We start from the raw sequence: 23948 nt of genomic DNA, 5'->3' as shown, positions 1-23948 counted from the left end.
TTAGTGCGTGTCGTTGACAATGGCAACGGCCGATGCGCCGATGCGGAACAGGCTGCTGTCCGCCTGCTCGACCAGCACGCGCACAGGGAAGCGCTGGGCGACGCGGACCCAGTTGATGGTGCGCGCCACGTGGGGCAGTCCGGCATCCTGGCTGCCGCCATCGTCAGGGAAGACGCCATGGCCGACGGATTCGACCACGCCGCTGAACCTGCGGGAGGGGGCCGTCAGCAGGTAGAGCTGCACGCGGCGCCCCGGCGTGATGTTCGCCAGTTCCGTTTCGCGGAAATTGGCGACCACGTACCAATGGCGCGTATCCCCCAGCGTGAAGACGGGGCGGCCGGCTGCGGCAAACTGGCCGGCAGTGGTGGTCAGGCCCAGCACGCGGCCGTCGAATGGTGCACGCACCGTGCTGTATTCCAGGTTCAGCCTGGCCAGCGCGATTTCGGCGGTGATCACCGCGCGCTGCGCCACCAGGGCTTCCACGCCGCTGATGGCCGCGGTGGCTTGTTGCGACTGTTGCACTGCCGCCTGCAACTGGGCCACCGCGCTGCGGCGCGCCGTGCGCGCCTGGTCAAGCTGTTCGGCGGATACGTAGCCCGGCGCCTGCAGGGGCGCCATGCGGTCCAGTGTGTCCGCGGCCTGTTCGGCGGCGGCGCGCGCCCGTTCGACATTGCTGCGCGCCGCATCGGCAGCATATTTCTGCGCATTGACCGAGCGTTGCGCCAGTTCGATCTGCTCGTTCAACGCGCGCAGGCTGCCCTCGGCTTTGGCCAAAGTAGCCTGGAAGGGGCGCGGGTCGATCTGGAACAGCACATCGCCCTGATGCACCAGCTGGTCGTTCTTTACGTTCAATTCGATGATGCGGCCACTGACTTCCGGCGTGATGCTGATGGTGTCGGCATAGATATAGGCGTTGTCTGTGCGCGGCGCCGTGTCCAGGCGCCAGATCACGTAGACGGCCAGTCCTGCGGCCAGCAGCACAAGCAGTAGCGCGACGAGGCGCGGATGGATGGATTTCTTCGCTTGCATCGGGCGCTCCTAGTTCCTGAACAGTGCGAGCCAGGACAGCAGCGCCGCCGCTACGGCAAGGGCTCCGTAGCCGGCCACCAGCGTCCAATGTTCGAACTGGCGGCGCCAGCCTGCGGCCGCCAGCGCAGCGTCGGTTAGCACGGCTACGAACAGTGCAAACAGCATGCAGAATAGCCAGTCGGGGAAGAAGGCTCCCAGCACCGGCAGCGATGGACTGAGCTGGCAGCCGCTCAGCAACGCGAGCGGTAGTATCAGGCGCAAACGCACAAGGACGATGCGAAGCGCGGCGAGCCGCCCGGATATAGTTCGGGCGCCAAACGCGGCCTGGCGAACGCGCGCCAGGCCACCACGCGCCAGCCTATGGATTGCGTGCATGATCGAACCTCTTTCCCTGAATTCCTAGCGCGAGGTGGCAAGGATGAAACAGAGGTTAGTCCGCATTCCTTTCGGCGGGAACTATACCTTGGTTTAGCTCGCGGCGAACTCTTCCGACTGCGCGACGCGCTCTGGCGCGTTACGCTAACATCGGTCTAGCAAGGGGGAGCAGATGAGTAAATCCGTGAAATGGCGCAAAAAGCCACAGAAAAAGGATTACCCGGCCGCGCTAGCCTATCTCAGCCTCGTATTCAACCAGGCTGTTGCGACACGCCTGGTCGGGAAGCTGCGCCGGGCCAAAGTGAAAAAAATGCCGGCACGTGACATTCTGCGCGCAGCGCACACTCCGATGGCCGAGGTGAAGGCGTTTGACTGGACCAGCCAGAACAAAGCCATCAAGAAGGGAAGGCGGTTCTCGCCCATCCTTTTGGTGTGCGGCGTGCATAGCGACGGCGACGGGGTGGTGATCGCCGATGGATTCCATCGATTGTGCGCCGCATTTGACGACGACCAGGATGCCGTGGTCCTGTTCAAAATCGCGTGAGGCTGGCCTGGTCAAATCCGCGCGATCTGGTGGCACATCAGGCAGACCAGGGCGCCGGCTACTCCCAGCAGGGAGGAAGCGGTTATCACCAGGTCCTCGGGATCGTCCAATTCCATCGCATCGATACCGGCCAACAATGCGGCGCCTGCCGCTAACTGTCCGGGCACGATGAACAGCAGCCTGCGCCACGCCATCGCATCGCCTTTGCGGATGAGGCAGCGCGCCACGACCACGCACGGCACGCACAGCAGAGCGATGGATACCATCATCAGTTGGAAAGCGGGTGCATGCATACGGTGTCGTGGCCTGGTTGGAAAAATGAACCATATCATTTTTCGGGGACGCAAAGTCTCACCAATTATTGTTCGCCGCTGGTCCGGTCGCGTTCAAGCTACGACAGCAGTGCCACCAGCGTGCTCGGATGAAAAGGCCAGCCGCACAGGCCGCTCAAGCCCATGAAGACGCCAAATGCCGTGGGCACCAGGGACACCCAGAACAGCCAGTGTTGCCTGGTCAATGTGGTAATTGCCAGAAGTGCAATCGCGATGGCGAGCATGGCATCGGACAAGTCGAACTGGTCGTCCTTGAAATTCAGGGCGTCATAGGTCTTGTCGTCCTGCTCCGCCTGGAGCCTGAGCTCGTCCTTCTTGCGCTTCTGGTCCGCCGCCAGCTTGCCGTAGCTGGCGATAGCGTCATCGTAGGCCGATTGTTCGCTCGCCGGCCGCCCGGCCTTTGCCAGTTTCAGCTGGATGATGGTCGCATTGGCAACCTCTTCGCGGATATTGCGGGCCTGGTAGAACGACCAGTGGTCCACCTTGTTGGCCTGGGTCTGTTGCATGGCCTGGTTAATGTTGTCGTCCTTGACCTTGCAGATGCCCATGAAGGTGGCAAGCAAGGCCACGACCACGGCCACGCGCATATTGAGCGGATTGTTATCGTCTTTCTCGTCCATGATCAGTGCAATGAGTTGACTCAGCGGCGAATTGTAGCGCTCCTGATTCCCGCAATCCATACTTGACAGTGATAAGTTTGGCGTCTAAGCTTGATTGTGATCGCAATTAAGCGTAAGGAGTAAGCATATGAAGGCCCTGATTATTGAACGCAACGGCGAACCGTCCCAGGTGGTCCAGTGGCGTGAACTGCCCGAACCCATGCCCGGGCCAACGGAAGTGCGCGTGAAGATGCTGCTGGCGCCCGTGCACCCGTCGGACCTGCACATCATCCGCGGAAGGTTTGCCCGACAGCGTCAGCCGCAGCTGCCGGCGTCGCCGGGATCTGAGGGTGTTGGCATCATTGATGCCGTGGGCAGCGACGTTTCGCCTGCGCGGGTCGGCGAGCGCGTCGTGTTGCTGGATGTGGCGGGCACCTGGCGGGAGAAAGTGATCAGTCCTTCAGAGCGTGCCATTCCCGTACCGGAGGGGATCTCAGATGAGGACGCTGCCCAGGCCCTGATCAATCCAATGACCGCATGGGCGATGACAGTTTCCGAGCACCAGCTGCAGCGGGGCGACTGGCTGGTACAGAGTGCGGCTGGTTCAACGGTTGGCCGCCTTGTGCTGCAGATCGCGAAAATGCAGGGCTTCCGCACCATCAACCTTGTGCGCCGCAAGGAGCAGGTCGCCGAGATCCAGGAACTGGGCGGCGACGTGGTGATCTGCACGGCGGACGAAGACTGGCCGGAACAGTTGAAGGAAGCTACCGGCGCGGGCGGCATCGTCAGCGCGATCGACTGCGTTGCTGGTCGCACCGGCGCCACGCTTGCCCGGCAACTGGCCCTGAATGGACGCATGCTCGTCTACGGGGCCTTGTCGTCGCACCGACAGACTGATCCTGCCGCTTTCGAGATGCCGATTTTCGCGCCTGCGCTGGTTTATTCCAGCGTCGAAGTGCGCGGCTGGCTGGTGTTCTCGTGGCTCGCCCGCAAAGGCGTGACTGAAGCCAGCCAGGCGTTGCGTCATCTGATGGAGCGTATGGCCGAAGGCAGCCTGAAGCTGCCCGCATCACGCCGCTACGCACTCGATCAGGCATTCGACGCTTTCTCAGCGGCAGAGAGCGCCGGTCACGATGCCAAGCCGCTGCTGGCGTTCTCGGAGCGCTGAACGTCGTTTCAGGAGGAGACCGTGGTATTTGTAAGAAGAGAACAGTTCGATGAAAACCGGGAAACGCTGCTGGCCACGGCCAGCAAGCTGTTTCGCGAACGTGGCATCGATGGAGTAGGCGTCGCGGAGATCGCCCGCGAGGCCGGATTGACGCATGGCGCACTGTACGCGCATTTCCGTTCGAAGGAGGCACTTGCCACTGAAGCGTTTTCGACCGGGCTGGCGTTGAGCCGAGAAGCCTTTCGTGGCGATGGGGCGCGGCGCAAGCGCACTGTGGCCGGGTATCTCAACTATCTGCTTTCGTCGCTGAATCGCGACGACCCGGGCGCGAGCTGCCCGATGACTGCGTCCGCAAGCGAAATCGGACGGCACGGGGAGGAAATCAGCGCGCGCTTCGCCAAAGGTTTCCAGGAAAAGGCCGGCGCCTTCGAGGCGGTGCTGGACGAAGGCATTTCCGGCGCTGAGCGGCGCCGCATGTCCTTGGCCATCGTCGCGGCGGAAATCGGTGCGATGGCGGCGGCACGCGCTGTCGCCAAGAGCGATCCGGACTTGTCGGATGAAATATTGAAAGCGGTGCACGCCTTGCTGGTGAAGGCGGCAAAGGCGCCATAAAAAGGAAACAACGATGTCTCATATTCAGTCACGCCGCAGCTTTCTGGCAACGGCCGCTGCCGGCGCCGCCAGCCTGGCGCTGGGCGGAATGGCCTCGGCGAGAGCAGCCGGGCGCCTTATGTTTGTCAACTTGGCGACGTATGTGGAGGACCGAAACAAGGTGAACGCATCGCGCGCCGAGCACCAGGTCTATGCCGACGCGCTGCGCGAGAACGGTCACCTTGTGACGGGCGGCCCGATCCTCGGCGACGATGGCCGGCCCAGCGGGGTCCTGCTCATTTATTCGGCGGCCTCGAACAGGAAGCCGAGAATTTCGTGCAGCGCGACCCCTTTGTCCTGCAAGGCGCAATCGAAAGCTATCGCCTGGACGAATGGACGGATGTCGACAGCAACGCCGAGCTGCTCGCCGCCTCGCTCGTCGCACCCGAGCGCCGCGCTCCTGCCAGCGCCGGTACCGGTGCTATGCGCACCTATGTCAGTCATGTGAAGTTCACTTCTGACCGGTCACGCCGTGAACGCGCCGGATCTGTACACCACGAGTGTGCACAGGGCCTGAAGGCCAGCGGGCAGTTGCTGATGGCAGGTCCCTTTTCAGATGGCTCCGGCGCGATGTTCATCTACCGTGCGCAGTCGAAACACGAAGCGGCGACGTTGCTGCTGAAGGACCCATACCTGGCGGAGGGCGTGGTCGTGGCGCACACGCTCCTCGAGTGGCGCATGTTCGGATCGAACCCTGCCTTGCTCTGACACCCGCCGGTATTGCTGCTTGGCGCGGCGCCAGCTCAGCCGCGCTGCCGTGCAGCCCACGCGGCGGGAAGCGACCCTGTGCATGTTCGACCGTGTCAGGTTGGCGTCGTCGGGCTGGTTCTGTTACACCGCGCCGTAGCGTCGGCGCAATACTGGCTCGGAACTTGTCGTTGGCGAGGACGCGGGCCGACAGCCTCGTGCGGCAGGAAATTCATCGTCGACCAGTCAACCAGCACGCAAAGTATCTCCCAGGATTCCTTTTTTCATTTTCGACTCAGTCGGGACATTGCGGACGATCAGTTTTTTGATTTTTTTGGTACTCCTGGTCGCCTGCCGATCAAATCAATGGCAGAGTGACAGGCTATCGCCAACGTCTACAGATAAGGGAATCCCATTGGCCCCGACCAGCAAAGCTCACCGCCGTCCATTTTTGCCGCGACTCTCAATCCTTTGCGTGGCCGCCGCGCTGCATGCCGGCGGGGTGATGGCGCAGGAGCTGGGCATCCCCCAGGCGTCGGACGCGGCCCGGCAAGCGGCTCGGGGCACAGCCGTCGGGGCCCAGGACCAGCCGGTTTACCTGATGCCTGGCTTTACGGCGGCTTCGCCTGGCAAGTTAAGCCTGTTTGCTTCCACCGACGGCGCGACGTTCACCACGCTGGCCTCTGAAACCTACACGGCGCCCGAGCGCATGCTGCGCGACCCCTCCATTATTCGCCACAGCGACGGGTACTACTACCTGGTCTACGCCAGCAGCGAAAACGGCGCAGCCTTCGGCACGGCGCGCTCACGCGACCTGAAAAGCTGGCAGGCGATGGGTGAAATCAAGGTCGCGGCATCCGGATTCGCCAAGGCGCGGGCGCCGGAATGGCTGCGCGACAAGGATGGCATTCTCAAACTGGTGGTGTCGCTTTCGTCCAATGGCGCTACCGGCGCCTACATCCTGGAGCCGAACGCCGGCTTCAGCCAATGGTCTGAGCCGAAGCCGCTGGCGGGCTTGCAGGGCTATGTGGACAGCTTCATCGTCGCATCGGATAAGGGCTATGCCGCCTTCGTCAGGAACCAGCAGACCGGCTACATTGAGCTGGCCAGCGCCCAGGCGCTCACCGGGCCGTGGACGGTCGAAAAGAAGGGTGACTGGGCCGGCTGGGACAGGGCCGCGCGGGACAGGCCGTGGTGCGGCTGCCGGGCGGCGGCTGGCGGATGTATTTCGAGGAGGAGGGCGGCCGTCACGCCTGGTACTCCGACAGCCAGGACAACTTCGCCAGCTGGGCGCCCAAGAGGGAGCTAGGCGGAGTATCCGGCGTCGTCCGCGATTTCAGCGTGCTGGCAGAAGAGCCCAAGACTTATGCGGAATCGACCAGGCCCCGGGGCCAGCCGAAGAAAATCAGCTGGGACGAGCACTCGCTGAGTGTGGACGGCAAGCGTATCGTTGTCTGGTCGGGCGAAGTCCACCCATTCCGCCTGCCGAATCCCTCGCTGTGGCGCGACGTTCTGCAAAAGATGAAGGCCACGGGTTTCAACGCTGTCGCTTTCTACTTCGACTGGGGCTACCACTCCGCCGCGCCGGGCCAGTATGACTTCAGCGGCGTACGCAATATCGAGCGCGCACTGCAGATTGCCGAAGAAGAGGGTATGTATATCATCGCGCGTACCGGCCCCTATGTGAACGCCGAGTTGACGGGCGGCGGCTATCCGGGCTGGATGTTCCGCAACCGCGCCGAAGCCCGCACCGACGATCCCGCCTATACGGCCGCCACCGACGAGTGGATGACGCAGATTAACGCCATCATCGCCCGCCACCAGGCCACCACGGGCGGCGGCAATGTCATCGCCTACCAGCTGGAAAATGAACTGGGCAAGGTCGAGCCCAAGCACGTGCGCCATATGCAGCACCTGGCGCACAAGGCGCGTGCGGACGGCATCAGCGTACCGTTCTTCCACAACGCGGCCGGCCGTCTGCCGGACTGGGCGCCGAAGGATTCCACTGCGCCCTGGGCCAATTCCGGGCCGACCGATATGTATGCCTTCGACGGCTATCCGGGCGGCAGCTGCAATGTCTTCGCCGACCCGTCCGGCCCCAATATAGCGCCAGACTGGGGCATGTACGCCAAGCCCGGGCCGAAGCCCGGTTCGCTGACTTCCCCGAAAACGCCCGGCTTTGCAGCGGAACTGGGTGGTGGCTGGTTCGATTACTGGGGCTCGAACGGTACCTACAATTGCACGGCGCAGCGCCAGGGCAAAGGCTATCAGCGCGTGGTCTATGGCACCAACCTGATCAACCGCCTGACGATCCACAACATCTACATGACATTCGGCGGCACTTCGTGGGGCTGGCTGGCCGGTCCGGTGGTGTACACCTCCTACGACTATGGCGCCGCCATCTCCGAGGATCGCGGGCTGCGCGAGAAGGCGTACGCCCTGAAGCAGCAGGGGATGTTCGTGCAGGCGGCGGAGCAGGCGCTGGCTGAAATGGACAAGGGGCCCGAACTGAAGGTCAGCAACGCTAAGCTGAAGGCCTATCACAACATCAATCCGAAGGCGGGAGCGCATATCCTTTTCACGGTGCACAATCCATCGAATGCGCTCAGCGACGATCGGGGCAGCGTCGACCTGGACACCGCAGACGGCAGCTACCGGATCCCGCTGCGCGTAAACGGCCAGGATGGCAAGTTGCTGCTGGCGTCCTACGGCATGGAACGCCAGCACCTGGTCTACTCGACCTCCGAAATCCAGACGCACTTCCGCAACGGCGAGCGCGATATCGTGCTGCTGCATGGCCGCGACAAGGAAGAAGGCGAGACCGTGCTGCGCTATGCTTCCGCGCCGCAGGTGGAGGTCCTGTCCGGAAAGGTCGCCTCGGCGTTCGATGCGGCCAAAGGCGACCTGAAACTCTCGTACGTGCATGACGGCCTGGCGCGCGTGCGCATCAGCGGCGGCGGCCGCGCGCCCATGCTTCTCCTGCTGGCGGACGAGAAAGCCAGCTTCAATATGTGGCGCCAGGACACGGCGCAAGGCCCGGTGCTGCAAATGACACCGGCCCTGGTCCGTTCCGCGCGCTTCGATGGCGGCACGCTGGCGCTCACTGGCGACACCAGCCAGGACTCGGCGCTGGAAATCTGGGGAACGGCTGCATCGGCCGTCACATTCAACGGCGAGGCGCTGGCGCTGGCCGTGCAGGCGGACGGCAGCATCAGGACGAGCCCCATCAAGGGACCGGTGGCGCTAGTCCTGCCCAAGCTGGAGGCGCTGCCGTGGATGCGGCGCATGGACAGCCCGGAAGCACGCCCCGGCTTTGATGACAGCCAGTGGATCAAGGCCGACCACCGTGCGTCGGCCGCGCAAACCTGGACCATGCCTGAGCGCGGCCAGCCCACGCTGAGCATGAGTGACTACGGTTTCCATCACGGCGATGTCTGGTATCGGGGCCGTGTGCGCGTGACCGACCCGAAGACCAACCAGCTCGAGCTGTTTTACGGTGGCGGCGGGGCAGGCATGATCCAGGTCTGGATCGACGGGAAATTCGTGGGCCAGGACGAGATGGATACCGGCCGCTCCTTCCCTGAAACGACCGACAGCGTGAAGTACTCGCTTGGCAAGCTGGTGGCCGGTGAGCACATCATTTCGGTCATGGTGCGCAACAACTCGCACAACTGGAACCTGATGGCCGACGATTACCACCGCGAAGCGCGCGGCCTGATCTCGGCTTCACTCACCTCGCGCGGCGGACAGCGTTTCGCTGTCCCCATCGAATGGCGCATCCAGGGCAACAAGGGTGGGGAAGCGATTGCCGACACGGTGCGCGGCCCGTTGAACAACGGCGGACTGTATGGCGAGCGTCAGGGCTGGCACCTGCCCGGCAAGCAGGACGGCTGGCTGCCCGCTAGGCCAACCGCCGCACCTCCGGCCGCGGGCACCTACTGGCTGCGCACCAGCTTTGCCCTTGACCTGCCCAAGGGTCACGACGTGCAGCTTGGCCTGGCCTTTGGCGACACTTCCAGGCCGCGCTCGGGCCGCGACAACCGCGCCCTGATTTTCGTCAACGGCTGGAATATGGGCCAGTTCATCGCCAATATCGGCCCGCAGCGCACCTTCGTCATCCCGCCGGGCATCCTCAATCCGAACGGCCAGAACACCATCGCGCTCGCGGTAACGACGGACGGGAAGGCGGAGAATGCGCTGGAGCCGGTAAAGCTGGTCAATCTGCGCACCGCGCGCGGCGGCGTGCCGCTGGAGGTGATGTCCTCCAGCGACTGAGCGCCTAGTCGAGGAAGTCGGCGTACTCTTTCTGGCTGAAGCCGACCAGCCTGGTCCACGGCGACGCCGGGCTGGCCTTGGAGACGGGCTGCGCTTCGATGCGCTGGTATTCCTGGCCGCTGCGATCGCCGGTTTCGATCACCAGCGCCACCTGGCGCGAGTCATCCCACAGAACGCGCTCGAAACGGCCGTTCCGCTCGCGTTCGCGCCAGCGGGCGCCCGGCACAGTGGACGAACGGGTGGACAGCGGAATCTGGGCGACCACCTTCGGCGAAACCAGGTAGAAGCTGCGGTCCCAGGACCCGTCGAAGGCCACGTTCTCGTATTCCGCCGGAGGAATTGCGACGCGCTCGCGGCCGTGCAGGTCAACATACTCCAGTTTCAGCTTCCCGTTTTCCATCATCACATGACGGGCCAGCTTTACAGGATTGAAGTGCTTGTGCCCATCTTCATGATGCGACGCACGCTCCGGCAACACGCGTTCCACCCACACATGGCCGGCTCGTCGCTGCCAGCGTTCCTCGTAGCGCGTCTCGCGCGTGACGCCTTCATCCGTCACGACCTTGGTGTAGTAGCTGATGCCGAGGTCTAGATCAGGCGCCGCCGGCGCGGCATGCGCCGCAGCGCAAGCCAGGCCGGCGTACAACAACAGGGACTGCAGAATCTTCATGCTCAGAAACCGAATGCGTTTTTCAGCAGCGTGAACACCTTGGTGTTATCCAGGGTGCCCTTGAACGTCTTCGCGCCTGCGCCGGTGGCAAACAGTTTCACATCGCCGCCGCCGTGAGTTTCGCTGGACAGTTTCACGCCGGTTTCCTGCAGATAGTCGTTGCCCTGCACGACGGCGCTATCCAGGTTGGTGCGCACGTTGGGACGGTTTGGACCGTTACCGAACACCAGGGTGGAGTAGGTGTTGCCGTCGGCATCCTTGCCCGGCTGGCCGGTCTTGTAGTCGCGGGTGATGTCCAGGATAGGATTGCCGCGCTTCGAGTAGCCGTTGATGGCAAGCGTGTGATCATGGTCGGCAGTGACGACGATCAGCGTATTGGCCAGGGTCGGATCGGTAGTGCGCGCCTTGTCCAGGGCCGCCTTGATCGCATCGTCGAAAGCAATGGTGTCCACCAGAGCGCGCTTGGCATTGGTGGCGTGCAGTGCGTGGTCGATGCGGCCGCCTTCCACCATCAGGAAGTAGCCGTTCGCGTTCTGGCCCAGGATGTCCATGGCCTTGACGGTCATTTCGGCCAGGCTTGGCTGGTTTGCGCCTTCGCCCAGGGGCGGCGTGGCAGTGCGGTCCAGTTCATACTGCAGGTGGCTGGTGGTGCTGTAAAGGCCGATGAACTTCTTGGTCAGCGGGGCAGCCTGCATGTCTGCCTTGGTGGCGGCAACGGTGTAGCCCTTGGCGGCCATTTCCGCCAGCAGGTCGCGGCCATCGGCGCGGCCCTTGGTGTTGGTGCTGCTGAACGGGGTGAAGTGATTGCGGCCGCCACCCATCAGCACATCCACGCCGTCCATCAGCGCGCTGTTGTAGCCCGCGCCGCCTGGCACGACCTGCGCGGCAATCGCGTATTGCGCGTTGCGGTTGCAGATATGGGAGAAGGTTGCCGCCGGCGTGGCGTGCGTCAGTTCGGTCGTGGTGATCGAGCCCACAGCCTTGCCCTTGGCTTTCGCCAGTTCCAGGATGGTGCTGACAGCCTTGCCATTGGCGGCTGCGCAGTTATTGATGCCAAGGTTGCCGTTGGCGTCCTTGCCCGGTTCCGTCGCCACGGTTTCCGAGGACATCGAGATCACTTCATTGTTCATCTTCACGCCGGTCATGTAGGCGGCCATGGATGGCGCGCTGTCGGTGGTCTGGGCGTCGTTCGAGAAGGTCTTGATGCGCGCGGTGCGTTCCAGCTTGTCCATATTCAGGCTGCCGTCTTCGCCGTATTTATAAATGCGGGATGCGGTGATGGTCGCCGGGCCCATGCCATCGCCGAGGAAGAAAATGATGTTCTTGGCGTCGGCAGCTATGGCGGACTGGGTAATCGTACCGCCGATGGCGAGGGCCAGCAGGGAGCGTTGCAGATTGCGGTTCATAGTATTTCCAGTTCAGTAGTGTTGATTACAGGCCGGCGGCTGCCTTGACCAGGCCGTTCACCTTGGTGTTGTCGATGGTGCCGAGGAAGGTTTCGGAACCCATGCCGATCGCGCCGAGGAAGACATCGGTGCCGCCGTGGGTCTCATTGCCGGCGCTGACGCGGATCGCGGCTTCCTGGTGATAGGTGTTGGCGCCGGTGACGCTTTCGTCCAGGCTGGCATTGGCGGAGCGGCTGCCCTGGGTGCGGTTCTCGCCGTTGCCAAAGCCGATGATGGTGTACGGTGCGCCTTCGGCATCCTTCTCCACTGCGCCCGTCACATAGTTCTTCACCACGCCCAGTACGCCCGCGTTGCCGGCGGCGGTCTTGCCGGTGCGCTTGGCGTAGCCGTTCAGCACCAGGGTGTGGTCATGGTCGGCGGTGACGACGATCAGGGTGTTTTTCAGATCCGGGTCCGTTACACGTGCCTTGGCGATGGCGGCCTTGATCGCATTGTCGAAGGCGACGGTATCCTGCAGGGCTTTCTTGGCGGTCGTTTCATGAAGTGCGTGGTCGATGCGGCCGCCTTCCACCATCAGGAAATATCCCTTGTTGTTCTTTGCCAGCACGTCCATGGCCTTGGTGGTCATGTCGGCCAGGCTCGGTTCCTTGGCCGGGTCGCGGTCCAGGTCATAGCTCATGTGGCTGGAGGTGAAGAGGCCGGCAATGCGGTCCACCTTGGCCGGATCGATGGCGTTGAATTCAGCGGCGTTGCTGGCGTAGGTGTAGGACTTTTTCAGTTCGCCGATCAGGTCGCGGCCGTCGGAGCGCTTGCCGCCGTTGGCGAAAGGCGTGAAGAACTGGCTGCCGCCACCCAGGATCACGTCAACGCCGGTTGTGCCGAGGGCGCTGTTATAGCCCGTGCCGCCCGGCACGAGGGCTGCCGCGATATCGTTCTCCAGGTCGCGGTGGCAGATGTGGGAATACGTAGCAGCGGGCGTGGCGTGGGTAATGCGCGTGGTGGTCACAACGCCGGCCGCCCATCCCTTGGCCTTGGCCAGTTCCAGCAGCGTGGTGACGGGCGTACCGTTCTTGCTGCCGCAATTGTTGACCAGCTTGTTGCCGTTGGAGTCCGCGCCAGGGTCAATGGCGACGGTGTCGCTGGACATCGAGATGACTTCGTTATTCATCTTTACGCCCGTCATATAGGCGGACATGGACGGTGCGCTGTCGGTAACCTGGGCATCGTTCGAGAAGGTCTTGACGAAAGCGGTCTCCGGCAGGGTATCCATCGTGAGGTCGCCGTCTTCGCCGACCGAGTAAATGCGGGCGGCAGTCATCGTGGTCAGGCCCATGCCGTCGCCGAGGAAGAAGATCACGTTCTTAGGCGACACTACCGGGGTAGTTGGGGCGGTAGTCGCTGTGCCGGCTGGCGTATGTTCGCCGCAGGCGGCAAGTGCGAGAGCGATGCAGGCGCCGAGCATGGCGCGCATTGGGATCTTAGGCATGGAAATAGTCCAGTGGTTCGAAAGATGCGAAGTTTGCCAGCATCTTGTTACTGGTTGATGACGAACTTTCAAGATTGTGCCGGGCCGCCCGTGCCAGCGGCAAGCACGCGCTAGCGCTGCTCGATCAGCAAGGCATGCATTTGTTCGCGTTCGGCGGGGTCTGGCGATGCCAGGTAGTTGAACTTGCCGGACACCTGCGTGGCGACGGTCATGCCGTCGCGGAACAGGATGCGGTTGCCGGAGAGAGCGGGGACCTTGTCGCCGGCGAGGACGGTGCCGCACAGGTTGAGCGGATCGATCGCGGAAATGGCGACCAGGCTGCCGTCGTGCGGCTTGCGGCGCGTTTCGCGCAACAGGGGGATGGCTTCGGCAGCGCGAACTGCTCGCCGGACAGACCCGCCACGAAGCGGCCGCCACGGACTTCGCCGCGTGCTTCCAGGCGGTGGTAGACGGGCAGCAGCTCGCGCCAGGAGGGCAACCAGGATGCTTCGCGGTCAAGCAGTTTCCAGAACATGACGCCGTAGCGGCGCAGCAGCGTCATGGCGATGTGCTCCAGCGTGTCCGGAGCGATGCGCGGGCGGCGGGCGGGCGTTGCCGGCGACGTTGGCGCCGAGGCCGCGGCGGAGGGATCGGCGAAGCGCTCCCGGATGGTCACGCCTTCGGACTGGCGCACCAGCGCCCAGCGCCCGGCTTCCTCCATCGTCGGGCCGGCGCCGCGGCGACGGCGGCGGTCCATCGTGTTGCGCTTGTTGGCCGGCACCAGCATGGCGCGCAGCCCGGCGTAGCTGTCGGCGTTCACCAGTCCGGTGGCGACCAGCTCGCCAAGCGCGGTTTCCAGTTCAGCCGGCAGCAGGTGCGCTTCGTGCGACAGCTCGTCGTAGAACATGGCGCCCTGGCGGCGCAGTGCGTCCAGCACACGCGCTGCGCGTGGCGACAATTCAATTTCGGTTGCGACGGCGGGCAGGGCATGCCATAGCGGGAGCTGGCGCCGTGGCAGCAGCACCAGGGGCGTGCTGCGCACAGTGCCGCCACTGGCGCTGGATGGTGCGCCAACGCGTGTCCAGACGATGCGGCCGGAACGGCACAGATCATCAAGCCACAGCAGAGAATAATCCTTCACGCGCGTCGCCAGCAGCTCGCTTTCCCAGGCGCCGGCAGGCGCTTCGAAGCCTTCAAGCTGGGACAGTACCTGCTGCAGTGAGTCCGCTCCTTGCAGCTGTGTTTCCTCGGACAGGTGCTGCCACTCGAACAGGAAGCGCATGAAGTCCTGGCGCTCGACGGGTTCGATCTCGCGCCGCAGGTTCTTGATCGTGTAGCGGTGGATGCGGGCCAGCAGGTGCCGCTCGCACCATTCTTCGCCTGTTGCGCGCGGCGTGAAGCGGCCGCGCATCACATAGCCTTCGCTCTCCAGCTGCGCCAGCGCGATAGCCACGGTGGACTCGGGCAGCGCGAGCGAGGAAGCGATGGCCGTAGCGGGCTGCGGACCGAAGCCGGACAGGCGGGCGCGCAGCAGTTCGACCAGCGCGGCATCGCGCGCCCAGGGCTCATCGCCGTTCAGGGATAGCCGTACCGGTATGGCGAGCGGCGGCGTGGCGGCGGCTTCCGGATAGGCGGCGTGCAGGCAGGCCAGGCGATCCAGCGGTACCCAGAATTCGGCGCCGCCGCGCAGCAGCAGGCGAGTTGCCCGGCCGCTGGCGGCGAGCGATTCAAGTAGCGCGGGCCAGCCATCGTTGGCATCAGCCTCATCGCGGGTGATACAGGCCAGCTGGATCAGCGCTTCCTGCATTTCGTCCGCGTTCCGCACGTGCGGCCAGGCTTCGTTGGCCACGGCCTCGATGGCGCCGGCGTCCAGCGCGCCCATGTCGTCGGTGGACGCGGGGTCGCTCCAGCGGCGGCTCAACACGGCCTGGGTGCGGCGCTCCTCGAGCGGTGCATCATCGAGGAAGGCGTAGGGGCGGGCGTTCAGCACTTCCATCGCCAGCGGCGACGGCGCCGGCAGGTCGCGTGAAATCAGCTGTATCTCGCCGGCTTCGATGCGGCGCAGCACCCTGAGCCAGCCCTCGCTGTCCATCGCCTCGTGCAGGCAATCGTCCAGCGTCTGGTCCACCAGCGGATGGCTGGGCAGTTCGCGTTCGCCGACAATGTTTTCCAGGCAGGCCGCCTGGTCCGGAAACACGGCCGCCAGCAGATCGTCGCTCTTCATGCGCTGCAGTTGCGGGGCCACCTTACGCCCGCCGGTGAAGCGGGGCAGCGCCAGGGCGGTGGTCGCGTTCCAGCGCCAGCGCACATTGAACAGCGGCGCATCGAGCAGGGCCTGGACCAGGATGTGCTCCGCGCTGGTCGAGCGCAGGTAGCGCCATACTTCGTCCAGCGGGAAACTGTGGCTTTCCGACAGCGACAGCACGATCGCATCTTCCGTGGCCGCTGCCTGCAACTCGAAATTGAAGGTGCGGCAGAAACGCTTGCGCAGCGCCAGGCCCCAGGCGCGATTGATGCGGCTGCCGTAGGGCGTGTGCAGCACCAGTTGCATGCCGCCTGACTCGTCGAAGAAGCGCTCCATGATCAGCGTGTCGAAGGTGGGCAGGGCGGACAGCGAAGAGCGGGCGCGCGCCAGGTATTCGACGATCTGGCGGGCCGCATCATCGTTCAGGCCAAGGTGTTCGAACAGCCAGTCCACCGCATGCTCGATGGCCGCATCGCCGTCTTCCTTCTCGCCCAGCAGGCGGTCGATTTCGCCGCGCAGCCGCGCCACGCCCAGCGACAGCTCGTCGCTCCGTCCCGGCGCTTCGCCGATCCAGAACGGGATGTTGGGCGCGGCGCCGTGGGCATCCTCCACCCGCACCTTGCCTGCTTCTATCCTCTGGATGCGGTAGGACGTATTCCCCAGCTGGAAAACGTCGCCGGCCATGCTCTCGACGGCGAAATCCTCATGGACTGTGCCCACGTTCTGGCCGGCCGGTTCCAGGATCACGGTGAAGTCGGCGTTGTCCGGAATCGTGCCGCCCGATGTCACGGCCGTCATCTTGCCGCCGCGGCGCGCGCGCAAGGTGCCGCTGACGCTGTCCCGGTGCAGGTAGGCGCCGCGCACGCCCTGGCGGCTGGTGTAGCCTTCGCTGAGCATGCGCAGCACTGCGTCAAAGCGGTCGCGTTCCAGTTTCGCATACGGCATGGCGCGGCGCACCAGGGCGAAAAGCTCCTCCTCGCTCCATTCGCGATTGCCGACTTCGGCCACGATTTGCTGGGCCAGCACGTCCAGCGGCGCGTCCGGAATCTGCAGGACGTCCAGCTCGTCGCGCCGCACGCAGTCCAGCAGCGCCGTGCATTCGATCAGGTCATCGCGCGAAGTCGGGAACAGGCGGCCCTTGGGCATGCCGCCTACATGGTGTCCGGAGCGGCCCACGCGTTGCAGGAAGGATGCGATGCTGCGCGGGGAGCCGATCTGGCACACCAGGTCCACGTCGCCGATGTCGATACCCAGTTCCAGTGATGCGGTGGCAATCAGCACGCGCAAATCGCCGCGCTTCAGGCGCTGCTCGGCATCCAGCCGGTATTCCTTGGCCAGGCTGCCGTGGTGGGCCGCCACGTGCTCCGCGCCGATGCGTTCGGCGATATGGCGTGCCATGCGCTCGGCCATGCGGCGCGTGTTCACGAATACCAGCGTGGTTCGATGCAAGGCGGTCAGCTCCGCCAGGCGGTCGTAGACGCGGTCCCACACTTCGTTGGCCATCACCGCTTCCAGCGGTACGGGCGGCAGCTCCAGGCCCAGGTCGCGCGCCCGCACATGGCCGACATCGACCACGGCGCATTCGCGGCCCGTCCCGCTCAGGAAATCCGCCACCAGCGACAGGGGTTTTTGCGTCGCCGACAATCCGATGCGCACCGGCGCTTTCGCGCACAGCGCATCGAGCCGCTCCAGGCTTAGCGCCAGATGGCTGCCACGCTTGCTGCCGGCAACTGCATGGATTTCGTCGACGATCACGGTGCGCACATGCGAGAGCATGGCGCGGCCGCTGTCCGATCCCAGCAGCACATACAGCGACTCGGGCGTCGAGACGAGGATATGCGGCGCCTTGCGGCGCATCGCATTGCGCTCGGCCTGGGAGGTGTCGCCGGTGCGTACGGCGGCGCGGATGCCGTGCGGCGGCAGTCCCATCGCCTCCAGTTCCTGCGCAATGCCTTCCAGCGGCGCCAGCAGGTTGACGCGAATGTCGTTCGAGAGCGCCTTCAGCGGCGACACATACAGCACCCGCGTTTCGTCCGGCAGCGGCGCCACGCTGCTTTCGCGCACCAGCGCATCGATGGCGGAGAGAAAGGCGGTCAGCGTTTTGCCGGAGCCGGTGGGGGCTGCGATCAGCGTCGGGCGGTGGGACTGGATCAGCGGCCAGGCCTTGCGTTGCGCCTCGGTTGCACTGGGAAACGAGGCTGCGAACCAGCGCGCCACGGCAGGGTGGAAATCGGCGACAGGGGTGCCTGGGGAGGTCCGTTTGTGCATGCCGCATTATAGGCCAGCGCGCCCGAGCGCGTCCCTGGCTTGCAAAGCGAGCAATAGTTACTATAGTTCTAAGTGCTTTCGTTCCTAATTTCAGGAGGGAATCATGTCAAGCGGCGACGATATCGAGGCGGGGCGGGTTACGACAGGTGAAAGCACGACGGATTTACTGGCGGCGATTCCAAGCGAAAAGGACGTCGACTTCAATGGCGTGGTCATCCTGCGGGTGGCGCCGCAACCGGGTGACCTGAAGCCGAGCGGCACGATCGACGGTATCCATGGCGTAGGCAACAATGGCGCAATATCGGCGGGCGTGCCGGCGTCCGGCGGCAGCGGCGTGGTCGGTTTTGGCGGACCAAATCAGGGAACTGGGCTGGTTGGCCGCGGTGGCGGCGCCAACGGGACCGGCGGCTTCGGCGTCCACGGCATAGGCGGGTCGCAGGGTTCGCCAAGCTTCATCGCCAGCGCGCCGCCGGGAACCGGCGTGGTCGCGCAGGGCGGACGGATGGTGGACAACGAAGCGCGGCGGCTGCATGGCGCAGGCGTTGTGGCGATTGCCGGCGGCAGTGGCAGGCCGTTGCCGTCGCCGGCCGAAACGGGCAGCGTCGGCGTGTTCGCGGTCGGCGCCGAGGCTGAAATCAGCACCATGAATATCGATGGGGTGAATACCATCGTCGGTCCGCCGTTCCCAGGCGCCGGCGTTGTGGCACGCGGCGGCGTGCCGATCCCGCACAGCACCAATCCAGTGGGTGCAGGCGTGATCGGGCTTGCCGGGGACACGCAAATTCCCCTGATTGGCGAAACCGGCGATATCGGCGTCTATGCCCGCGGTCCGAAGGGCACCGTGGCGCATGGCGAGGCCGGGCGGGGCGGCATTTTCAGCACGGATGGCTTCCCTCAAGTGCAGCTGGTGCCGTTGCGGATCGCATCGCCATCGGAACTGAAGGGGGAGGCGAAGGCGGGCGACCTGCTCGCCACCATCGCGCGCGACGAACGCGGCACGGACATCGCCAGCCTGTGGTTTTGCACGGTCGGCGGCAAACCGAAACCAGGCCAACTGGGTGAAACTGGCCTGATCCCGCTCAGGAATTGCGTTCGATGATGACGTAGTGCTTGCGGGACCGGCTCAAGGACTTCGAAAACGCCTTTGAAACCGGCCGGAATCACCAGCGCGTCGCCGGGGCCCGCTTCGGCGGCGTGGCCCTGTTCGTCGATCACGCGGCAGCGGCCTTCCAGCACATAGAAATATTCGTCCTTGTTGGGCGCGAACTGGATACGCCAGCTGCCCTTTTCGCAGGACCAGATGCCCGCGTTGACTTCGCCGCTGTCGTTGGTGAAGTGATTCCAGGTGGTGCGCTTCGGATTGCCCTCCAGCCGGCGCTCCTCGCGCGGGTGGTCGTATTCCGGCTGAACGGCGGGGCTGTGGAAATCGGTAATGGCAGGCATGTTCGCGTAAGTCAGGCGGCAAGGGCCGTCATTGTACCGCGAGGGCATGGACGCAGCCGTGGGCATCGAGTTCGTAGCGGTCGAAGTCCTTGGCCAGGAACAGGTGGCCATCGTAGGCGCTGCGCGCGTCCGCCTCCACATTGGCCATGCCTTCCGGATTGTCGTAGCGCGGACTGAAGTGGGTCAGGATCAGGTTGGGCAAGCCTAGTTCGGTAGCGAAGCGGGCCACGTCCCGGGCGGAACTATGGCCGCGGCCAGGGCCGACTTTTTCCAGGCCCGCTTGCGTGTAGGTTGCTTCGTGCACCAGCAACTGTGCGCCTGCGCAGGCTTCGGCCAGCAGCGCAGGCGTGTCGTTGTCGCCGCCAATGACTGCCACGGCGTGTTCGCGCTGGGCGATGCGGAAATCATTGGCGAGAAGGGTGCTGCCGTCGGGCTGCTGGACGTTTTCGCCCGCCTGCAGCTTGCCCCAGTCGGGTCCGGGCGCCACGCCGCGGGCGCGCAGCGCGTCGCCGTCGAGCTTCCAGCGCGCGGTTTCCACGGCAAAGCGGAAACCGACGCTGGGCACGCGGTGCGACAGAGGGAAACGCTCGATGCGCAGGCCTGTCTCCTCGTGCACCAGTCGGGCGGCATCGACATCGACGTGAACCAGCGGGAAAGTCAGGAACAGCTCCGTGTGCAGCAAGGTCGCTTCCACCCAGGCCCGCACGGGGCGCGGCGCAATGAGAATCAGGGGCCGGCTGCGTCCCGTCATGGAGGCGCTGGCGAGCAGTCCGGCAGGCCGTAACTGTGGTCGCCGTGGATGTGCGTGATGCAGATGCCCGCCAGGTCATGCACGGACAAGGGCGTGCGCTGCAGCCGGTGCTGGGTGGCCTCGCCGCAATCGACCAGCCACCATTCGCGGTTCAGTGAGGTCTGCAGCGCGAGTGCCGTGACATTGCGCTTGCGGGTGGGCACGCCCGAAGACGTGCCGAGAAAAGTTAGCTTGAGCATGGCGCATTATAAGACGCAGCACATCTTGCGCGGCGCGCATGCCCAAGCCTGTGCCTTACATGCCGCCCGTCCTGGCGCCGGCAGCGTCAGCCCGGCGCGGCGCACCGTTTTGCGCCAGCCAGGACTCGACCGCCGGCATGCGGTCGCGGATGGTGTCGATGCGGAACTGGATGCGGGACACGGCCGTGGCCACCGGTCCGCGGGCGTTGGCAGCTACGTTAGCCTCCGCAAACGCTTTCAGCTTGGCGATCGTTTCGGCGTGGGTCGAGCCGCCGGCCAGGCGCGAGTAGTAGCCCGCGCGCGAAGGCACATCAACGAGTGCATTCACCTTTTCCGCATTGGCCAGCGCGAAGTCGAATGCCAGCTCGCTATGATCGCCTGCGACCGCCCCGATGATGCCGGACGCCGTCGTCGCCGCCGGTTCGCCGCTGATGGCCAGCTCCAGCGCGCGCTTGGCCAGCGTTTCGTCGGCCGCAACGCCCAGCAGCATGTACAGGTCGTTCTTCACGATGGACGATTGCTCCGCTTTGGCTGCCGCATGCAGCTGATCCCAGGTGGCAGCATCGGCATGGTGCGCGACCACGTAGAGCACTACGCGGCGCAGTTCCGGCGGCAGCGCCTTGGCATCGCCCGCCAGCGACGCCTGGTAGCGGCGGCGCGCTTCCGCCACCACGGCCGGGTCGCCCTGGGATCCCAGCACGCGGATCAGGCGTTCGCGCAGGATGGCTTGCGGCGCCGGTTCGCCCTCACGCGCGTCCCAGCCGATGTGTTGCATGACGGGAGAAAGGCGGGCAATGGCGAAGGAAGACACCGCCTTGCTGCGCGCCGCGTTGTCACGCGCATAGTACTGCAGCGTTTCCAGTACTTCTGCGGCCTTCAGCCAGACCTGGGGCGGCGCATCCGTTTGCGCCGAGTTCACCAGCGCCAGGAAGTCGGATGCAGGCTGGTAGCCCGAGATGCCCAGCGCCCAGGTGTCGGTCATGAAGCCCAGCTGGTCGACCGGATCGAGCTTGGCAAAGCTCGCGGCCAGGGCGCCGTAGGCCGCAGGCGCGTACAGCACGCGGTAGTAGCCGGCCTGGCCCGCATTGGCCAGCACGGGGCCGCAACCGGGCAGGGTGAGCGTGGCCTTGCCATTGTTGACCAGCACGCGCACCGGCGCCTTGCTGCCGACCGTCTGCGCCAGCACCGGAACGCGCCAGGTCAGCGCACGCTTCTCAGGCTTGTCCTTGCTGTATTCGCCCTGCGTGAGGCTGACGCGCGTCTGTCCGCCTTCGCAGGACTGGCTTTCCACGCGCAGCAGCGGCACGCCGGCCTGCAGCGTGAAGTCATGCGCGATGGCGGTCACGGGCTGGCGCGCGGCCTTCTCGATGTGCTTCCACAGCTGGTCGGACACGGCATTGCCATAGGTGTTGGCCTTGATGTAGCTGCGTACGCCGTTGCGCCAGGCGTCCTCGCCCACATAGTTCTCCAGCATGCCGATGACGGATTCGCCCTTTTCGTAGGTGATTTCGTCGAAGGCCGAATGGGCTTCTTCGACGGTGGCGACGTGCTGCACGATCGGGTGCGTGGTGGACAAGGCATCGCGTTCCATGGCGGCGTTGCGCGCGGTGACCTTATCGAGGCTGGTCTGCCACTCAGGATGCAGCTTTGCGGTGGTGCGCGCGGCCATCCAGGAGGCGAAGCTCTCGTTCAGCCACAGGTCATCCCACCAGCGCATGGTGACCAGGTCGCCGAACCACTGGTGTGCCGTTTCATGGGCCGCGATGCTGAAGGCGTTCTGGCGGTCGCTCTGCGTGGCGATGGCCGGATCCAGCAGCAGGAAGGTTTCGAAGCTCATGATGGCGCCCCAGTTTTCCATCGCACCGAAGAAGTTGCTGCGACCGGGAGCGGCCAGGTTGTCCAGCTTGGGCAGCGGGTAGGGCACACCGAAGTAATCGTTGTATTCGCGCAGCACGGCGTCCGAGGAATCCAGCACGAACTGGGCTTGCGGCAGGCGGCCGCGCACAGTCACCACGCCCAGCTCCGTGTTGCCGCTGGTGCGCGTGGCGCGTTCAAAATCGCCCATACCGAAGAAGACCAGGTAGGTGGACATTTTTGGCGTGGTGGCGAAGCGCACCAGCTTGTTGCCATCACCCAGTTCCTTGCTGTCCTTGATCGGCATATTGGACACGGCCATTTGCGCGGCCGGTACGGTGGCCTCCACGCTGAAGGTGGTGCGGAACCCCGGCTCGTCCCAGGACGGGAACATGCGGCGCGCATCGGCCGCCTCGAACTGGGTGTAGAGGGCGCGCTTCTTGTCGCCGGCGCTGTCGTAGTCCAGGTAGAGACAGGCCGGAAGCCTGGCTGTTGATTTTGCCACTGTAATCGATGGTCAGTTCATGCTTGCCAATCGACAGCGGACGGGCGAATTCCAGCGTCACGGTCTGGTGCTCGTTATCGGCCTTGATCGCGCTGGCCGCCTGCTTGCCATTCGCCGCGTCGATTTCCGCGCTCTTGATGGCCAGGTCCACCGCATTCAGCGTCAGGCTGCGCGTGGCCTTTGCAACCTGCAGGGTGATGCTTACGCGACCGCTGAAGGCGGCATTGGCGGGATCCGGCTTCAGCGAGATGCTGTAATGCGTTGGACGCGTATGCCGCGGCAGCTGGGTAGTGGTTTCCGCGATCGCGGCGCTGGACAAGAATAAGCTCAGTACGACCGCGGAAATCAGTTTTCGCTGCATGGCATAACTCCCATATACAAGTTGTGGAAGCCGTATTCTAGACCGCAAAGCGAAGCTTGTGTCAAATTGGCAATAAAATTATGCCTGGCCACAACGCGTAGGGCGGATCATTGATCCGCCGTGCCTGCGTCACGACGGCCGATGCGCGGATGCTGACGCCAGCACACCGAAGACCAGCAACACCATCGCCGCACACTCCAACCCCGTCGGCCAGCGTGCCTCCCAAAGAAAGCCATAAAGCAGCGCAAACAGCGTTTCAAACACGATCATCTGCCCGATCAGCGTCAAAGGCAGCAGCCGCGAAGCCTTATTCCACAGTCCATTGCCCACCACAGAGCAGAAAATCGCCACTGCCGTCACCACGCCCGTGAACCAGAGCCAATCCGCCGACGAATGTCTGCCTGGAACGAACTGGAAAGCCGGCACCGCCAGCAGCAGCGCCTGCCCGCCGGTGACAACGCCAGTCAGTAAACTCCATTCGTGAGCGGACACATGATCGAGCCGCGCCAGCCAGCGGCTGTTTCCGACCGCGTAGATAGTCCACGAAACGAGGGCGCCGATCGCGCATATCAGTCCGAACGCCGATCCAGTCTGTCGTCCGTCGCCCATCGCCAGCGACTGCCAGCTGATGCACAGCAGTCCCGCCGCGCTGAGAAGCAGCGAGGGCAGCAGTCGCCGCAAAGGCACCGCATGCCGGTCGCGACTTCCGACGAGGGTGACAGCAATCGGCAGCAGTCCGATCACCAGCGAAGTCATGGCCACGCCGCCCGACTGTACGGCGTTCGCCAGGAACACGTAATAGATGATATTGCCCGTCAAGCTAAGCCAGATCAGCGCTCGCCATTCCTTCCACGTCAGCGCCCGCAGCAGCTTGCGCCAGGATGGCGCGACCAGCACGGCAGCCACCAGTCCATAAGCCAGATAGCGGCCGGCCGAAAGCTGCAGCGGTGGAAATCCGCGCGCCAGTTCAGGCGCAAGAAAGACCAGTCCCCAGAATGCGCCGGCCAGGATGCCGGCCCCGGCGCCAAGCCAGGTTTTGTTCGATAGCATAGAAATCCTCCCGAGACCGGGATTATTCCGG

The 23948-nt window shown here is 64.4% G+C and carries 18 protein-coding genes and 4 pseudogenes; 8 read left to right on the top strand and 14 right to left on the bottom strand.

Annotation, left to right across the window (positions count from 1 at the left end):
* Nucleotides 1-1029 (bottom strand): multidrug transporter subunit MdtN, encoded by a 1029-nt coding sequence (gene mdtN / locus ACHMW6_RS17550; protein ID WP_395408347.1) that lies wholly within the window; start codon nt 1027-1029, stop codon nt 1-3.
* 9 nt (nt 1030-1038) lie between these two features.
* Nucleotides 1039-1404, bottom strand: coding sequence for a YtcA family lipoprotein (locus ACHMW6_RS17545; protein ID WP_395408346.1), 366 nt, complete (start codon nt 1402-1404; stop codon nt 1039-1041).
* 172 nt (nt 1405-1576) lie between these two features.
* On the opposite strand from ACHMW6_RS17545, the gene ACHMW6_RS17540 reads away from it, so the two are divergent.
* The gene (locus ACHMW6_RS17540) at nt 1577-1948 is read left to right on the top strand and encodes a hypothetical protein (protein WP_395408345.1); all 372 of its coding nucleotides are present in this window, start codon (nt 1577-1579) and stop codon (nt 1946-1948) included.
* Nucleotides 1949-1959: 11 nt separating this feature from the next.
* Here ACHMW6_RS17540 and ACHMW6_RS17535 read toward each other — a convergent pair whose 3' ends face one another.
* Nucleotides 1960-2241 carry a hypothetical protein gene (locus ACHMW6_RS17535; protein ID WP_395408344.1) on the bottom strand — a complete coding sequence of 94 codons (282 nt, stop codon included), beginning with the start codon at nt 2239-2241 and terminating at the stop codon, nt 1960-1962.
* A gap of 98 nt (nt 2242-2339) precedes the next feature.
* The gene (locus ACHMW6_RS17530) at nt 2340-2900 is read right to left on the bottom strand and encodes a DUF4337 domain-containing protein (protein ID WP_395408343.1); all 561 of its coding nucleotides are present in this window, start codon (nt 2898-2900) and stop codon (nt 2340-2342) included.
* A gap of 127 nt (nt 2901-3027) precedes the next feature.
* On the opposite strand from ACHMW6_RS17530, the gene ACHMW6_RS17525 reads away from it, so the two are divergent.
* The 6 genes and pseudogenes from ACHMW6_RS17525 to ACHMW6_RS17500 all read left to right on the top strand — a co-directional run bounded on the left by ACHMW6_RS17525 (nt 3028) and on the right by ACHMW6_RS17500 (nt 9660).
* Entirely contained in the window at nt 3028-4047 is a 1020-nt protein-coding gene (locus ACHMW6_RS17525; protein WP_395408342.1) for a zinc-dependent alcohol dehydrogenase family protein, read from the top strand.
* Between the two features lie 21 nt (nt 4048-4068).
* A complete protein-coding gene (locus tag ACHMW6_RS17520; protein WP_395408341.1) occupies nt 4069-4659 on the top strand; it encodes a TetR/AcrR family transcriptional regulator in 591 nt (196 codons plus the stop codon).
* 13 nt (nt 4660-4672) lie between these two features.
* Nucleotides 4673-4945 (top strand): annotated as a pseudogene (locus ACHMW6_RS17515) (twin-arginine translocation signal domain-containing protein); the annotation flags it as partial.
* A gap of 29 nt (nt 4946-4974) precedes the next feature.
* On the top strand, nt 4975-5406 hold the full coding sequence (locus tag ACHMW6_RS17510; protein ID WP_395408340.1) for a YciI family protein: 432 nt from the start codon (nt 4975-4977) through the stop codon (nt 5404-5406).
* A 430-nt stretch (nt 5407-5836) separates the two neighbouring features.
* Nucleotides 5837-6694, top strand: coding sequence for a family 43 glycosylhydrolase (locus tag ACHMW6_RS17505; protein ID WP_395408339.1), 858 nt, complete (start codon nt 5837-5839; stop codon nt 6692-6694).
* Entirely contained in the window at nt 6577-9660 is a 3084-nt protein-coding gene (locus tag ACHMW6_RS17500; RefSeq protein ID WP_395408338.1) for a beta-galactosidase, read from the top strand. The genes ACHMW6_RS17505 and ACHMW6_RS17500 overlap by 118 nt, the downstream gene beginning before the upstream one ends.
* Nucleotides 9661-9664: 4 nt before the next feature.
* Here the strand turns inward: ACHMW6_RS17500 and ACHMW6_RS17495 are convergent, their stop codons facing one another.
* The 4 genes and pseudogenes from ACHMW6_RS17495 to ACHMW6_RS17480 all read right to left on the bottom strand — a co-directional run bounded on the left by ACHMW6_RS17495 (nt 9665) and on the right by ACHMW6_RS17480 (nt 17714).
* On the bottom strand, nt 9665-10330 hold the full coding sequence (locus ACHMW6_RS17495; protein WP_395408337.1) for a hypothetical protein: 666 nt from the start codon (nt 10328-10330) through the stop codon (nt 9665-9667).
* Between the two features lie 2 nt (nt 10331-10332).
* Nucleotides 10333-11736 carry an alkaline phosphatase gene (locus ACHMW6_RS17490; protein WP_395408336.1) on the bottom strand — a complete coding sequence of 468 codons (1404 nt, stop codon included), beginning with the start codon at nt 11734-11736 and terminating at the stop codon, nt 10333-10335.
* 25 nt (nt 11737-11761) lie between these two features.
* Nucleotides 11762-13222 (bottom strand): alkaline phosphatase, encoded by a 1461-nt coding sequence (locus ACHMW6_RS17485; RefSeq protein ID WP_395408335.1) that lies wholly within the window; start codon nt 13220-13222, stop codon nt 11762-11764.
* A 110-nt stretch (nt 13223-13332) separates the two neighbouring features.
* A pseudogene (locus tag ACHMW6_RS17480) lies at nt 13333-17714 on the bottom strand (DEAD/DEAH box helicase).
* Nucleotides 17715-17817: 103 nt separating this feature from the next.
* Here ACHMW6_RS17480 and ACHMW6_RS17475 point away from each other — a divergent pair.
* On the top strand, nt 17818-18813 hold the full coding sequence (locus ACHMW6_RS17475; protein ID WP_395408334.1) for a hypothetical protein: 996 nt from the start codon (nt 17818-17820) through the stop codon (nt 18811-18813).
* On the opposite strand, the pseudogene ACHMW6_RS17470 reads toward ACHMW6_RS17475, so the two are convergent.
* The 6 genes and pseudogenes from ACHMW6_RS17470 to ACHMW6_RS17445 all read right to left on the bottom strand — a co-directional run bounded on the left by ACHMW6_RS17470 (nt 18794) and on the right by ACHMW6_RS17445 (nt 23917).
* Nucleotides 18794-19157 (bottom strand): annotated as a pseudogene (locus ACHMW6_RS17470) (cupin domain-containing protein). The gene ACHMW6_RS17475 and the pseudogene ACHMW6_RS17470 sit on opposite strands and share 20 nt — an antisense overlap.
* Nucleotides 19158-19185: 28 nt before the next feature.
* Entirely contained in the window at nt 19186-19908 is a 723-nt protein-coding gene (locus tag ACHMW6_RS17465; RefSeq protein ID WP_395408333.1) for an MBL fold metallo-hydrolase, read from the bottom strand.
* Nucleotides 19905-20147, bottom strand: coding sequence for an MBL fold metallo-hydrolase (locus ACHMW6_RS17460; RefSeq protein ID WP_395408332.1), 243 nt, complete (start codon nt 20145-20147; stop codon nt 19905-19907). Before ACHMW6_RS17460 ends, ACHMW6_RS17465 begins: the two co-directional genes overlap by 4 nt.
* A gap of 55 nt (nt 20148-20202) precedes the next feature.
* Nucleotides 20203-22506 (bottom strand): M1 family metallopeptidase, encoded by a 2304-nt coding sequence (locus ACHMW6_RS17455; RefSeq protein WP_395408331.1) that lies wholly within the window; start codon nt 22504-22506, stop codon nt 20203-20205.
* Between the two features lie 28 nt (nt 22507-22534).
* Nucleotides 22535-22867 (bottom strand): annotated as a pseudogene (locus ACHMW6_RS17450) (M1 family peptidase); the annotation flags it as partial.
* A 129-nt stretch (nt 22868-22996) separates the two neighbouring features.
* A complete protein-coding gene (locus ACHMW6_RS17445; RefSeq protein WP_395408330.1) occupies nt 22997-23917 on the bottom strand; it encodes a DMT family transporter in 921 nt (306 codons plus the stop codon).
* Nucleotides 23918-23948 lie beyond the last annotated feature (31 nt).

The sequence above is a fragment of the Pseudoduganella sp. UC29_106 genome (assembly GCF_044055365.1).
GTDB lineage: Bacteria > Pseudomonadota > Gammaproteobacteria > Burkholderiales > Burkholderiaceae_D > Rugamonas.
This window is presented reverse-complemented; position numbering and strand designations above follow the sequence as displayed.